The 13,258-nt window shown below is 65.1% G+C and carries 13 protein-coding genes; 7 read left to right on the top strand and 6 right to left on the bottom strand.

Annotated features, from left to right (window positions below):
* The first annotated feature begins 52 nt into the window (after positions 1-52).
* Positions 53-1,189: a glycosyltransferase gene (locus tag ACHIRB_RS11080; protein ID WP_395114588.1), complete on the top strand. Its 1,137-nt coding sequence runs from the start codon at positions 53-55 to the stop codon at positions 1,187-1,189.
* A 59-nt stretch (positions 1,190-1,248) separates the two neighbouring features.
* Entirely contained in the window at positions 1,249-2,109 is an 861-nt protein-coding gene (locus tag ACHIRB_RS11075; protein WP_199705420.1) for an SDR family oxidoreductase, read from the top strand.
* Between the two features lie 16 nt (positions 2,110-2,125).
* Here ACHIRB_RS11075 and soxR read toward each other — a convergent pair whose 3' ends face one another.
* Positions 2,126-2,590, bottom strand: coding sequence for a redox-sensitive transcriptional activator SoxR (gene soxR, locus ACHIRB_RS11070; protein ID WP_395126125.1), 465 nt, complete (start codon positions 2,588-2,590; stop codon positions 2,126-2,128).
* A gap of 85 nt (positions 2,591-2,675) precedes the next feature.
* On the opposite strand from soxR, the gene ACHIRB_RS11065 reads away from it, so the two are divergent.
* Complete coding sequence (locus ACHIRB_RS11065) at positions 2,676-3,890, top strand: arginine deiminase (protein ID WP_395126124.1); 1,215 nt, start codon at positions 2,676-2,678, stop codon at positions 3,888-3,890.
* Here the strand turns inward: ACHIRB_RS11065 and arsC are convergent, their stop codons facing one another.
* Complete coding sequence (gene arsC / locus ACHIRB_RS11060; RefSeq protein WP_395114591.1) at positions 3,891-4,238, bottom strand: arsenate reductase (glutaredoxin); 348 nt, start codon at positions 4,236-4,238, stop codon at positions 3,891-3,893. It abuts the gene before it with no gap.
* A gap of 33 nt (positions 4,239-4,271) precedes the next feature.
* On the opposite strand from arsC, the gene ACHIRB_RS11055 reads away from it, so the two are divergent.
* Positions 4,272-4,943: an NAD(P)H-binding protein gene (locus ACHIRB_RS11055; RefSeq protein ID WP_395114593.1), complete on the top strand. Its 672-nt coding sequence runs from the start codon at positions 4,272-4,274 to the stop codon at positions 4,941-4,943.
* Here the strand turns inward: ACHIRB_RS11055 and ACHIRB_RS11050 are convergent.
* Complete coding sequence (locus ACHIRB_RS11050) at positions 4,940-5,899, bottom strand: carbon-nitrogen hydrolase family protein (RefSeq protein ID WP_395126123.1); 960 nt, start codon at positions 5,897-5,899, stop codon at positions 4,940-4,942. The genes ACHIRB_RS11055 and ACHIRB_RS11050 overlap by 4 nt on opposite strands.
* A 10-nt stretch (positions 5,900-5,909) precedes the next feature.
* The gene (locus tag ACHIRB_RS11045; RefSeq protein ID WP_395127689.1) at positions 5,910-8,300 is read right to left on the bottom strand and encodes an FAD-dependent oxidoreductase; all 2,391 of its coding nucleotides are present in this window, start codon (positions 8,298-8,300) and stop codon (positions 5,910-5,912) included.
* Positions 8,301-8,352: 52 nt separating this feature from the next.
* Here ACHIRB_RS11045 and ACHIRB_RS11040 point away from each other — a divergent pair, with 52 nt between their 5' ends.
* Together ACHIRB_RS11040 and ACHIRB_RS11035 are read left to right on the top strand one after the other, a co-directional pair.
* The gene (locus ACHIRB_RS11040; RefSeq protein ID WP_395126121.1) at positions 8,353-8,997 is read left to right on the top strand and encodes a TetR/AcrR family transcriptional regulator; all 645 of its coding nucleotides are present in this window, start codon (positions 8,353-8,355) and stop codon (positions 8,995-8,997) included.
* A gap of 67 nt (positions 8,998-9,064) precedes the next feature.
* A complete protein-coding gene (locus ACHIRB_RS11035) occupies positions 9,065-9,475 on the top strand; it encodes a GntR family transcriptional regulator (RefSeq protein WP_395126120.1) in 411 nt (136 codons plus the stop codon).
* 13 nt (positions 9,476-9,488) lie between these two features.
* Here ACHIRB_RS11035 and ACHIRB_RS11030 read toward each other — a convergent pair whose 3' ends face one another.
* Positions 9,489-11,039 carry a dolichyl-phosphate-mannose--protein mannosyltransferase gene (locus tag ACHIRB_RS11030; RefSeq protein ID WP_395126119.1) on the bottom strand — a complete coding sequence of 517 codons (1,551 nt, stop codon included), beginning with the start codon at positions 11,037-11,039 and terminating at the stop codon, positions 9,489-9,491.
* Between the two features lie 50 nt (positions 11,040-11,089).
* On the opposite strand from ACHIRB_RS11030, the gene rsmI reads away from it, so the two are divergent.
* A complete protein-coding gene (gene rsmI / locus ACHIRB_RS11025; RefSeq protein WP_395126118.1) occupies positions 11,090-11,977 on the top strand; it encodes a 16S rRNA (cytidine(1402)-2'-O)-methyltransferase in 888 nt (295 codons plus the stop codon).
* Positions 11,978-11,986: 9 nt separating this feature from the next.
* Here rsmI and ACHIRB_RS11020 read toward each other — a convergent pair whose 3' ends face one another.
* Positions 11,987-13,120 carry a DUF2786 domain-containing protein gene (locus tag ACHIRB_RS11020; RefSeq protein WP_395126117.1) on the bottom strand — a complete coding sequence of 378 codons (1,134 nt, stop codon included), beginning with the start codon at positions 13,118-13,120 and terminating at the stop codon, positions 11,987-11,989.
* Between the last annotated feature and the right edge of the window lie 138 nt (positions 13,121-13,258).

Below are 13,258 nucleotides of genomic sequence, written 5' to 3'. Positions count from 1 at the left end.
CCGTTCACGCCGTGTTCGACGGATCGGGTTGCGGCGCCTGGAAGATCTGCGAGTGCGGATCATTCAGCTTGCCAACTTCTACGGTCCGCGTTCGGGCGGTCTGAAGACCGCACTCCATCATCTCGGTGCCGGGTACGTCGCGCACGGGCACGAGGTCGAACTCATCGTGCCTGGCCCTGAGCGGTCCGAGGAGACGCTGTCCAGCGGCGTTACACGAATAACGTTGCCTGCTGTTGCCATACCTGGCACCGGCGGCTACCGAGCTGCCGACCCGCGTCGTGTCGCCGACGTACTCGACGGATTGCGCCCCGATGCGATCGAAGTTTCCGACCGACTCACCCTGCGCGGGTTCGGTCGCTGGGCAGCTCGCCGCGACGTCGCAAGCATCATGGTGTCCCACGAACGACTCGACCGGCTGCTCGGGCAGGTGCTGCCCGGCGGGGTCGCGCGCAGATTCGCGGATGTAGCCAACCGGCGAACGGCCGCGGACTACGACGTTGTCGTCTGTACAACGGATTTCGCGCGCGAAGAGTTCGCGCGGATCGGTGCGACCAACGTGCGGCAGGTACCCCTTGGAGTCGATCTCGACCTGTTCACGCCGGGTCGACACGACCTCGCGTTGCGGTCGCATCTGGCCGAGAATTCCCGTCCGCTTCTGGTGCACTGCGGTCGGCTGTCGGTGGAGAAGCGGGTGGACCGCAGCATTGATGCCGTAGCGGCACTCGAACAGCAGGGCCTGCCGGTGCGGTTGGTGATCGTCGGTGACGGTCCACGTCGCGAGTCGCTGCAGCGGCGTGCCCGCGGGTTGCCGGTTCAGTTCACGGGTTTCATCGGCAATCGTGAGCGCCTTGCGACGTTGCTCGCGACTGCTGACGTCTCGCTGGCACCAGGCCCGCACGAGACGTTCGGGCTCGCGGCGCTGGAAGCGCTCGCAGCGGGGACCCCTGTTGTCGCGTCGCGATCATCGGCGCTTGCCGACATCGTGACCGCCGAATGCGGCGCTGTCGCCGACGACAACGGGTTGTCGTTCGCCGAGGCCGTGAACGACGTCCTCACGATGCCGCTCGTCGGCAGGCGTCGGGCGGCACGCTCTCGCGCCGAGCAGTTCGGCTGGCCCGCATCGGTGGCGGGGATGCTTGCAGCGCTGTCTGTAGAACCCTTTCCCCCTGCGCAGGTACCCTGCGTTTGAGCAAACGAGGCCGAAAGCGGGCCGGATCGAGCGTAGCGATGCGTGGGAAAAGGACGGACATGGTCAGCACTTCGAGCGCGAAGACCTTGCAGCAGAAGAAGACGCTTGTCACCGGCGCTGCCAGCGGTATCGGGCGCGCGACCGCCTTGGCTGCGGCCGCCGAAGGTGCCGAGCTCTTCCTCACCGACATCAACGAGGACGGGTTGAAGGAGACTGTCGAGCTGGTGACGGGCAAGGGCGGGACGGTCCGTTTCACGAAGGCACTCGACATCTCCGATTTCGATGCCGTTTCGGCCTTCGCCGCCGAGGTCGACGACCAGTTCGGCAGCATGGACATCGTGATGAACGTCGCGGGGATCTCGGCTTGGGGGACGGTCGAGAATCTCGAACATCGGCACTGGAAATCACTGATCGACGTGAACCTGATGGGCCCCATTCACGTCATCGAAAACTTCGTGCCACCGATGATCGCGGCGGGTCGAGGTGGCCATCTCGTCAACGTCTCCTCCGCAGCGGGTCTGCTCGCGTTGCCGTGGCACGCGGCGTACAGTGCCAGCAAGTTCGGCTTGCGCGGCGTCTCGGAGGTGCTGCGCTACGACCTGAAGAGACACAAGATCGCCGTCCATCTCGTTGTGCCCGGCGGCGTCAAGACTCCGCTCGTCGAATCGGTGGAGATCGCGGGAGTCGACCGATCCGATCCGAGGATCCAGCGCTACATTCATGCCTTCGAGAAGCGGGCCATCACACCCGAACGCGCTGCCGACGCGATCATCGAAGGCATCAAGAAGAACCGGTTTATGGTCTACACCTCGTTCGACATCCGATTCGGCTACTGGTGGGCACGAAAGTTCGCCTACCCGTACGAGAAGGCGATGCAGGCGGCCAACGATCGATTCAGCACGTTCCTGCCGCCGGCCTGAGTTCGGTCGCGCGGGTTCAGCTGTTCAGATCGACGTCGAGTACTCGTGCGCCTGGCCCGCTCTCACCGAGGCGGTCGTGCGCATTGACCAACGAGCAACTGCCGAGCGACAAACACCCGCAGCCGATGCAGCCGACCAGGTTGTCGCGAAGCCGCGATAATTGAGTGATGCGGTGATCGAGATTTGCGCGCCACGCGGTCGAGAGCTTGGCCCAGTCCCGCCGATTGGGGGTCCGGCCCTCCGGCAGGTTCTCCAGTGCGTCCCGAATCTCGCTGAGCGGGATGCCAACTCGCTGCGAGATCCGAATGAAAGCGACGCGGCGCAGCGTCTCGCGGTGGTATCGACGCTGATTGCCGCTGGTGCGTCTGCTCGAGATCAGACCTTCGCGTTCGTAGAAGTGCAGAGCAGAAACCGCGACGCCGCTACGGTCGGACAGCTGGCCGGGCGTCAGCTCCTTCGCTTTCCAGTCGGGCATGTCCATTCCTCGACATTACTCGAGGTCGGCCGGGTGTCGGATGTGCAGTCTCGAATATGACGAGCGGTCGTTGTACGCATAACGTGTGGACATGAACGCGGATGATCTCGCGCTCGGAGCCGACTCCGAGGTCGGCCGATTGCGGGCGGTGTTGTTGCATCGACCTGGTGCCGAACTCCAGCGGCTGACCCCGCGAAACAACGACCAACTGCTCTTCGACGGGTTGCCGTGGGTGGAGCGGGCACAAGCCGAACACGACGCTTTCGCAGCTGTGCTTCGCGAGCGCGGGGTCGAGGTCTTGCTGCTGTCCGACATCCTCACCGAAACGCTTGCAGGTAGTGGAGCTGCACAGATGCAAGGCATCTCGGCAGCTGTCGACGTTCGTCGGCTCGGCCGACCGCTCGCGACCGAGCTGGCTGTGTACCTGCGTGGGATCGCGCCCGCAGACCTTGCGACCGTGCTCACCGCGGGTATGACGTTCGACGAACTGCCGATCGGACCGAGTGCACAGTCGCTGGTCCGGCGGATGCACAACGGCGTCGACTTCGTGATCGACCCGCTACCGAATCTGCTGTTCACACGTGATTCGTCGTCCTGGATCGGTGCCAGGGTCGCCATCACGGCACTCGCGCTGCGCGCACGGGTTCGGGAGGCGTCGTTGACCGATCTGATCTACGCGTTCCATCCCAGGTTTCTCGGCGTCCGGCGTGCCTACGAATCGCACACCGCACCGGTCGAAGGTGGGGACGTACTGTTGCTCGCGCCTGGAGTCGTCGCGGTCGGGGTAGGGGAGCGGACCACGCCCGCCGGCGCAGAAGCGTTGGCGCGCAGTCTTTTCGACGACGATCTCGCGCATACGGTGCTGGTCGTGCCGATCGAACAGAGCCGGGCGACGATGCATCTGGACACCGTGTGCACGATGGTCGACGTCGATGCCGTCGTGATGTATCCCGCTATCCGAGAGTCGTTGTCGGCGTTCGTCATCGAGCGCGCAGACGCGGGCGTTCGGATCTCCGGCCCGACACCGTTTCTCGAGGCCGCGGCCGCTGCGATGGGCATCGGGAAGCTGCGCGTTATCGATACCGGCCTCGATCGGGTGACCGCCGAGCGCGAGCAGTGGGACGACGGAAACAACACGCTCGCAATAGAACCCGGCGTTGTTGTCGCGTACGAACGCAACGTCGAGACCAACAGGAGGCTGGAGGCGTCGGGTATCGAGGTGCTGCGAATCTCCGGCTCCGAACTCGGCTCGGGCCGCGGTGGTCCGCGGTGTATGTCGTGCCCCATTGCGAGGGACCTGGTCTGACTACAGAATCTCGCGCACCGTCTCGGCGGGGCGTGCCAGCCGAGTTCCCTTGTTCGTCACGACAATCGGACGTTCGATGAGAATTGGATGGGTGACCATCGCGTCGATGAGTGCCGTGTCGTCGGCGTCGGCGAGCCCGAGTTCGGAGTAGATCGCCTCGCGCTTCCTGATCGCTTGCGACGGCCGCAGTCCAGCGTCGTCGAGCAGTTTGCGAAGGCCGTCGCGCGTCGGCGGCGTGTCGAGATACTTCACGACTTCCGTCTCGACGCCCGCCTCCTCGAGGATTCGCAGTACGGTGCGAGAGGTAGAGCATCGGGGATTGTGATAAATGATTGCAGTCGTCGCCATGGTTGACATTGTGCATTGTGGAAGAGGGTTCGAGTGCCGGTCCAGCGCGTCGTTATTGCAGGTGGTCATGGAAAGATCGCCCATCACCTCATCGAAATACTCACTGCGCGTGGCGATCACGCCGTCGCGCTGATTCGCAAGCAGGAGCACGCCGACGAAGTTGCCGCATGGGGTGCGACGCCGGTGGTGCTCGATCTGGAATCGGCACCAGCGGCGGCGGTTGCCGAGGCCCTCGCCGATGCCACCGCGGTGGTCTTCGCCGCCGGCGCGGGTCCGGGAAGTGGTGCGGCCCGCAAGGATTCGGTGGACCGCGGCGCCGCGGTGTTGCTCGCCGATGCGGCCGAACTTGCCGGGGTCCGGCGATATGTGCAGATCAGCAGCTTCGGTGCCGGTGAACCCGTGCCCGAAGGAGCCGACGAGACCTGGACGGCCTACATCACCGCGAAGACGGCGGCCGAGGACGATGTCCGGCCGCGGGAGCAGTTGGACACCACGATCCTGCGTCCGGGCCTGCTGACCGACGATGCTGCCATCGGTCGCGTGACGCTGTCGCAACCGCCACTCGAGAAAGGCGAGGTGACGCGCGCCGATGTCGCTGCGGTGGTGGTCGCGCTACTCGATACCCCGGTGACAATCGGTCAGACGCTGATGTTGACGAACGGGTCGTCGTCGATCGCGGACAGCATCAGCCAGCTCGCTGACTAGCGGCTGATATGCGTCCCGACGAGCTTGCGCAGGCGGTAGTTCACCTTGCCGTGCAAGTTCGCGACATCCCAGGTGGCGCGCACGGACGCGGTCATATCGGGAATCCAGTAGCGATCCTGAATCTCGTCGAGCGGCTGTGGTGCTGCGAGTTCTATGGTCGCGGCGATGTGCCCCTCGCCGTCCCGTTCGGACAGTCGAGCAAGGATCGTGCCGTCACGTTCGGTTATCTGCGTCTCGCCGAGCATGGTGGTCCGGTACGGCACCTTCGGTAGGCCAGGCAGGTACATGGTGACCGGTCCGACGTGGCTGGCGTGCACGACGGGTGCCCCGACGAGTCGAGCGACCTGACCGGGCAGTGGTCGGGCCAGTTCGATCTGTTGCAGGTGTTCGCGGTTGCCCCACCAGCCGAACGGACCGACCCAATTCTGCGGTGTCGTCGGCCAACACATGCCGCCGAGTACCACGTCGACCCTCCCGCCCAGTCGCGCTGCCGTCCCGTATCTGGCCCACTCCCAGCCACACGCCAACCCGACCGAACCGAGCGTTGGACTGTCGACGACACCGTCGTCGTTGCCGCCGACGTAGAAGTTCTGTTCCCACATAGTCGGGATGTCTTTGTCGTGCGAATTCACGGTGCCGTCGGGTTCGGCAAGCACGTAGTGACCGTAAGCATCGCCGTCTCGTTCGGCGAGATAGCCACCGCCGACGACGATCCCGAGTTCGCGGGCGAGACCGGTCAGCAGTTCGTAGGGCGCACCGCGTTCGGGGCGGGCAACGGTGCGCATAGCCGGATGGTGGACGTTCGGCGACGACGCGGCTTCCGGCACGATGATGACGTCCGGATTGTGCTTTCGATGGGCGTCCCTGATCAGCTCGTCGAGTCGCGCGAGGTTGTTGTCCACATCGGCCACCTGCAGTGCAGGCTGGACTGCGGCGACCGTGATGGTGCGAGGCATCCGTCGTTCCTTACGCATCGATTGTCAGTTCTGGATCCAACGAGCGGGACACACACGGGTACGTGATGTCGGTTCTCGACCGTTCGCTTGGCGCGATGATGTCGTCGCGATGGTCCGGTCGACCGCGCAGCACGGCAACTTCACAACTGCCGCAGAGTCCGTTCTCGCAAGACGCAGGCAGGTCGGCGACGACCGTGCGCAGTGCGTCGAGCATCGACGTCCCGACCGGGACCGCCACCGTCGTCTTCGACGCGGCGAGTGCGACAGAGAAGGGAGTGTCGGCACCGGATTCTTTGGCGGTCGGTACGAAGCGCTCGATGTGCGCGGAAATGTCGTCGCGGCGCGAGGCCAGCTCCACGACGGCATCCATCAGTCCGTTCGGCCCACAGCAGTACACGGCTGCGCCGCTCGGGAGTTCGGCGATCGAGGCCCGAAGGTCGGGTCGGGGGTCGCGTTCGGCATTGCTCAGGGTTACGTGGTCGCCGTGTTGTTCGGCCAGTTCGGCGCCGAACGGCATCCGGTCGACGCCGCGGCCGCGGTAGAGCAGCCGCCACGATCGGCCTGCCGCGGACGCACTCGCAATCATCGGCAGTAGCGGAGTGATGCCGATCCCGCCCGCGACGAACAGGTATTCCGCCGCGTCCTGCATGGCGAAGTTGTTGCGTGGGCCACCGACCCGCACGGGGGATCCATCGGCCAGGTCGTGGATCTCCACCGAACCGCCTTTGCCCTCCGGTTCGCGCAGCACGGCGATCTGGAGGATCAACTCGTCCTCAGCCGAACTGCACAGCGAATACTGGCGGATCCTGCCCGAAGGAAGATGCAGATCGATGTGCGCGCCGGGCTCCCATGCGGGCCATTTTTGGCCGTCGACGCGGGCAAGGTCGAGTATGTCGACGTCGGGTCCGGCGGCCGAGGTCCGCGTGACGATGGCGTCGACCGGGCCGTTTCGGTGTGCTCGTCGTTCGGTCTCGCGCGGCGGGCGACTCCACGGCTCGTCGTCGCTGTGCTCACCGACCACCGCTCCGAGGCCGGGCATGCGGCCGGGATAGGACTGCGCGGCGCGTAACTCGGCACGGATAGCAAGTTCGGTCGCGGCAAGTTCGCCGAACTCGAGCAGCATTCGTGGGCTAGGTCCGCGCTGGCGGACGGCGGAGAAGATCGCCCGTACCAGGCGCGGGACGGTGTAGACGCCCTGCGGCTTCACGAGACGCTGGTGGATGTCGGACAACTCGGTACCGCCGACGCCGTTCACCACAGCGGCAAGGATCTCCGGCGGCACAGCAGGGATGCGGGTCTCGAGATTGCCGTAGTGATAGGTCGGCAAACATTCGAGGTCTCGGGCGCGTTCCCATGCGCGGGTCGCGTCGTCGAGCGCCTTCGGGTCGTCGAGTACGTCGACGACATGTTCTGCCAGTCGTCGGCCCATCCACATTGCGTCGCGCATGCCCTGGCCGAGCACGGGGTCCTTGAAGTGACCGGCATCGCCGATCAGCGCCCAGCCCGGACCGGACGAGCGGCGAAAGTACGCGTGGGTCTGGCCAGTTGCACGGATCTTCGATCGATTCCTGGCGCCGGCGATCCGTTCGGCGAGGATCGGGAACTCCGACACCTTGCGTGAGAAATAGGCTTCGCCGTCGGCCCGGGCTTCGGCAACCTCCGCTCGCGGACCCATGAATAGGACGAGCAGCCGACCTTTCGGTGTGCGCGGGAAGGCGAACGCGATGGTGTCCTCGGTCCGGCCCTCCCACAGCGTCGAAGCCCAGGCGGTGTCGGCCGCTGGATCGTCCAGGTACCGGAAGACCATGCCCCGACCGTTGCGGGAACGGCGGTAGGGCTCCCAGGCCCCGACCTGGTGCGCGACGGTCGAATGCCTGCCGTCGGCTCCCACGACGAGGTTGGCGCGGATCTGGCGTGTGGTACCGGCGGGATCGGTGTATTCGACGCCGACGGCGCGGCCGTTGTCGCGGACGATCCGGGTGACGGCGCATTGTTCCCGCACGTCGGCCCCGGCGTCGCGGGTTGCGGCAAGGAGCGCTGCATCCTGGTCGACCCGCGAACGCTGATGCCGTAGTCGATTCCGTCGACCTCGCGAAATTTCTCGGTGCGTCCCGCTCCGACCAGGTCGATTTGCAGGTGCGTCAAGCGAGACGGTTGGAGAGCGAGAATCCGGTCGAGGGCACCGACTTTCGCGACTTCGCTGACTCCCATCGGGAACAGCACGTGGGTCGAGAGGGTGTCGGACGGGAACGCTGCCCTGTCCAGCACGACGACCGTCCGTCCTGCCCGTGCGAGTGGTGCGGCCATTGCGGTACCTGCGCAGCGTGAACCGACGATCACGACATCGGCACGCTCGACGATCTCTGGCATGGAAGCCCCTTCGTAGGAAGATTGCCACCATTATTGCATCGATATAACAGTGATATAGCACTTTTCGTGCTAAAAACAGTGCGATGGCCACCCGCCGAACCGAATCACCCATGCACGTGCGCCTGCTCGAAAGTGCTGCCCACCTGCTCGCTTCCGAAGGCCCGAGTGGCCTGTCGACCCGAAAAGTTGCTGCAGCGGCAGGCACCTCGACGATGACGCTGTACTCCCAGTTCGGGTCCATGCCGGACCTGATCAAGGCCGTCGTCGACGAAGGGTTCGCGCGGCTCGCTGTCGAATTCGACCAGGTCCCGCAGACCGACGACCCCGTCGCCGACCTCGGTGGGGTCTTCTCTGCCTACCTGTCGAACGCGCGCGCCAACCCGGACCTGTACGTCGTGATGTTCGGGTCCGCGTCGTTGGGCGGCTACCGCGGAAGTCCCGACGACACCTTGCAGACCGGGCGCTACACCTACGACTACATCGTCGAAGCCGCCCGCCGCGCAGTCGAAGCCGGACGACTCGACGCACTCGGACCGGTGGCGATCGCGGCTCAGATCTGGAGCGCGCTGCACGGCTACGTGGTCCTCGAACTGGCTGGCTATTTCAAACCGCCCGAATCAGGTGTTCGCAACGTGCTCCAACCGATGCTGCTCAACCTCGTCGTCGGACTCGGCGACAGTCGCGAATCGGCGACGGAGTCCGCACGTTTGTGGTTTGCAGACGACTGATCGGGCATCCGTGTTGAGATGGGACGGCGGTCTGGGGTCAGGCCGCAAGTCTGGGAGGGTGTGGTGCGTGCCTACTGATCCGAATGTCTCGCCGCCCGGAAACGGTGCGTCACCGTTCGATATCGCGATCGATCACAACTCGTCGGCAGTTGCCCCCTACGAACAACTGCGATTGGCGATCATCGATCAGGTCCGGGCAGGCAATCTCGTTGCGGGAACCAAGATTCCGACGGTCCGCAAGCTTGCCGAGCAGCTGAAGCTGGCCGCGAACACCGTCGCTCGGGCCTACCGCGAGCTCGAACAGGACGCGGTGATCGAGACCCGTGGACGGCAAGGTTCGTTCATCAGCTCGAGTGGTGACCCCACGCGTGACCTCGCGGGTCGGGCAGCGACGGCGTACGTCGCCGAGATCCGACGGCTCGGGCTCACCGATCGTGACGCCGTCGCGATGGTCGAGACGGCGCTCGTTCGAGGTTGACGCAGGGATGGCGCTAGCGCCAACTCGGCAGCCAGAGCTGCTGTTCCCACATCGTCGTCGAAATCGGCAGCGCGGTGAGAATCGGCCACAGCCACACGAAGTTCGCGATGACGACGCCGATGTACAGACACACCGCAAGCAGACCGGTCGCTCGGCGTTCGTCTCCGTTTCTGGCCTTGCCGAGAATGTCACCAAGCGTCAACGCCAACCCCATCACGAGGAACGGCGCCAGCGCGGCGGCGTAGAAGTAGTACATCTGGCGATCGAGGGTGAGGAACCACGGCAGCAGTGCTGCGCCGTATGCGGTCAGCACCAGCGCGTAGCGCCAATCCCTGCCGACCAGCCAGCGCCACAGCCCCCAGGCGAGGACAGGAAATGCGAGCCACCACATGGCAGGCGTGCCGACGAGCATCACGGCCTTGACGCAACTGGTCTGACCGCAGCCGGTCACGTTGTCGCCGTCGGCATAGTAGTAGAGCATCGGCCGCAGACCCATCGGCCACGTCCATGGCTTCGATTCCCACGGGTGTCGGTTGCCCGCCGAATTGGTGAGCTCCTCGTGGAACTGCAGGACGTTGCCGCTGTAGTACCAGAGCGATCGCACCGCATCCGGAACGAACGCAAAGGCGCTGTCGGTGCCGATCTTCGTTCCGACGGCGTGACGGTCGATGCCTGTCTCGCTGGCGAACCACGCCCAGTACGTCGAGAGATATACCGCGATCGGGATCACGACGAGTGCATACAACGCGGGGCCGAGATCGCGAATGGCTGTGCCTCGCCAGGGCTTTCGGACTCCGTACGCACGTCTGGCAGCGATGTCGAGCGCAACGCACGCGATGCCGAAGAACGCGATGAAATACACGCCTGACCATTTGGTCCCGCAGGCAAGACCGAGCAAGACCCCCGCACCGAACCGCCACCAGCGCACGCCGAGTCGAGGTCCCGCCGCTGTGACACCGATACGACCCTGCGCCGCTGCGACTGCGAGACGCTGCCGCACTTGATCTCGATCGACGACGAGACAACCGAGCGCGGCAACGACGAAGACCGCGAGGAAGATGTCGAGCATGCCGAGGCGTGCCGATACGAAGGTGACGCTCTCGGCGATCATCAGGATGCCGGCGATCGCGCCGATCATCGTCGACCGTGACATGCGGCGAACGATGCGAACGACAAGCAGTACAAGCACTGTGCCCGCGACCGCCGCGGAGAATCGCCAGCCCCAGCCGTTGTAACCGAACAGGGCCTCGCCGACCGCGATCAACTGTTTGCCGACGGGCGGATGAACGACAAGTCCGTAGGCGGGATTGTCTTCGATCCAACCGCCTGTCAGCACCTGCCAGCCCTGCGGCGCGTAGTGCTTCTCGTCGAAAACCGGTGTGCCAGCGTCGGTCGGGTAGTTCAGGATCGTGAACCTGGTGATTGCAGCAACGACAGTGATGAAAGCGGTGACCATCCAGCCGCGCACGGTGTCGGTCGGGCCGAAATCGTGCGCGGGCAACACGGGTCCGGGGCTTGCTTTCGGACGATCGTCGACCGCATCGGTGACTGCGGTGGCGGTCACCGGCGCTCGTCCGTCAGCTGGGTCACGTACCCGATCGTATGCTGTCCGGAATGGGAACCGATCGAGCGGAGCAGGGCACGGGCGCGAACGCGCAGGTCGAGGCGGCGACTGGCCGACTTGTCCTTGCAGGTACGCCGATGGGAGAAGTTCGCGACGCGTCCGAACGGTTGCGTGAGGCTCTTGCGACGGCTGATGTCGTTGCCGCCGAGGACACCCGCCGGACCAAACAGCTGGCTCGTTCGTTGGACATCGTCATCACCGGCAGGATGGTCAGCTTCTACGACCACGTTGAGGTCGCGAAGATTCCTTCGCTACTCGACGATGTCCGCGCCGGACGGACGGTCCTGCTCGTGACGGATGCCGGGATGCCGTCGGTCAGCGATCCGGGGTACCGACTTGTCGCCGCCTGTGTCGAGGCGGGCTTGCCCCTCACCTGTCTGCCAGGCCCGTCCGCGGTCACGACTGCTCTCGCGGTGTCGGGACTGCCCGTCGAACGGTTCTGCTTCGACGGCTTCGCGCCGCGTAAGCAGGGTCAGCGCCAGGCCTGGTTTTCGACGCTCGCCGACGAAGAGAGGGCGTGCGTCTTCTTCGAGGCGCCGCACCGGTTGGCCGATTGTTTGGCCGATGCGGTCGCGGTGCTCGGCGCGGACCGGCGAGCCGCCGTGTGCCGTGAGCTCACCAAGACTTACGAGGAAGTGATCAGAGGCACCCTTTCGGAGTTGGTCGTGTGGGCACAGGACGGCGTGCGTGGCGAGATCACCGTCGTTCTTGCCGGCGCGCAATTGACTCCCAAGGACCCGGAGGATCTTGTCGATCGAGTCGAGGAACTTGTCACCTCGGGCGTCGGTCTCAAAGATGCGTGCGCGCAAGCAGCGACCGCGGGGGTATCGAAGCGGGAACTCTACGAAGCGGTGCTCGAGTCTCGCCGCGGTCGCTGAGGCGCTGGATCAGCCTGCCTGTCGTCGTCCTTCGACGTGATCGTTGCCGCGTAGCGATGCGCGCTCGGCTGCTGCCTGGCCCGCATACCACCCGGCGGAGTCGACGGGAGCTGTACGTGTCGGCTTGGTCGTCGGAAACAAACGCTCGAATTCTGCGTCCACCGCGGCACTTTGGCGAGCGAGGACGGGAAGTACTGCGCTGACCGCAATATCTGCTTCGGCAGCGGCCTGCGCCGTTGCCGAGGTACCGGTCATTCGCAAACGCTGACCGATCCGCACGGCGAAGCCGTAGAGGAACGCGCGTCGAAACGATGCCACCGACCCCGAGTCGCCGCTGTCGACCGCTCGTCGCGCAGCGTCGGCCATCGCTCTGGTTACCTGGACGAGCAGTGATGTGAACAGCAAGTCGGTCTGGTCGAGGTCGATCGCCGTTCCGACGCAGGTCGCGATCGCAAGCTTGTCGAACCAGACGGTCCTGACCCTGTTGGTCGACGCGATCTCGGAGAGCAGCAGCGCCTTCTCCTTCACGTACGGCGACTCGAGATGGACACGCCGGGTGTGGACGTCCGCTGCTGCAGACGTGTCGGCATTCGCCTGCAGTAGTGCCGCGGTAATCGCGTACTTCGTCATGAACTCCTGTGCTTTGGCGGTGAAAGTCTCTGCCTCCTCAGCGAATTCGGTCGATTCTGCTTTTGCGAGCAACGCGCGGATGCGGGCGAGCACCTTCGGATCGACGCCTACCCGCGGCGCGGTCGGTTCGGTCCTGCGCTCCGGCCACGTCGATGGCCGCGCGCATTCCGGGGCGAGCCGCGGCAGATAGCGCCACAGCTGGGTGACCGCGGTTCGTTGCAGCGAGCTCGAGCCGTCGGGCCCGGGTCGTGCTTCGATCTCGGCGACAGCGCGCAATTGCCGCAGCCACTGCTCGGGTGCACGATCTTCGGCTTTCGACATGGCGGCCTCGTACCGAATGGCCCAGACCGCGAGCCGGACCTCGCCCGCACCGAGTGATCGCCGGGTCGCGTGCATGATGTCGGCGGGCTGCCAACCCCGCTCGTATGCGCCCGCAAGCGCGTCGAGCACGGAGGTGCCGTCGGCCGTTGAAGCGACGGAGTGCAGTCCTCGAACTGATGTTCTATTAGTCATGTCGGGGAGTGTGCCGCATCTCACCGACAAGCTAGGCCGCTACGCGGCTCGTGAGTCTTTTCGGAGGGCCCGACCTCCAAAAAGACTGGCTCGAAAATGGGTAGGTGAGTGGGCAGGCGACAGCACCCGGCGCAGCCG

It is taken from the genome of Antrihabitans spumae, assembly GCF_043944905.1.
GTDB lineage: Bacteria > Actinomycetota > Actinomycetes > Mycobacteriales > Mycobacteriaceae > Antrihabitans > Antrihabitans spumae.
Note: the sequence above shows the minus strand (reverse complement) of the source record. Positions and strands in the feature narration are given on the sequence as shown.

Excerpts from the sequence above, each read along its gene's own strand:
- ACHIRB_RS11075 (WP_199705420.1), top strand. The coding sequence starts at position 1,249 with ATGGTCAGCACTTCGAGCGCGAAGACCTTGCAGCAGAAGAAGACGCTT.
- soxR (WP_395126125.1), bottom strand. The coding sequence starts at position 2,590 with ATGGACATGCCCGACTGGAAAGCGAAGGAGCTGACGCCCGGCCAGCTG.
- ACHIRB_RS11065 (WP_395126124.1), top strand. The coding sequence starts at position 2,676 with ATGAACGCGGATGATCTCGCGCTCGGAGCCGACTCCGAGGTCGGCCGA.
- arsC (WP_395114591.1), bottom strand. The coding sequence starts at position 4,238 with ATGGCGACGACTGCAATCATTTATCACAATCCCCGATGCTCTACCTCT.
- ACHIRB_RS11050 (WP_395126123.1), bottom strand. The coding sequence starts at position 5,899 with ATGCCTCGCACCATCACGGTCGCCGCAGTCCAGCCTGCACTGCAGGTG.
- ACHIRB_RS11045 (WP_395127689.1), bottom strand. The coding sequence starts at position 8,300 with ATGGTGGCAATCTTCCTACGAAGGGGCTTCCATGCCAGAGATCGTCGA.
- ACHIRB_RS11040 (WP_395126121.1), top strand. The coding sequence starts at position 8,353 with ATGGCCACCCGCCGAACCGAATCACCCATGCACGTGCGCCTGCTCGAA.
- rsmI (WP_395126118.1), top strand. The coding sequence starts at position 11,090 with ATGGGAACCGATCGAGCGGAGCAGGGCACGGGCGCGAACGCGCAGGTC.
- ACHIRB_RS11020 (WP_395126117.1), bottom strand. The coding sequence starts at position 13,120 with ATGACTAATAGAACATCAGTTCGAGGACTGCACTCCGTCGCTTCAACG.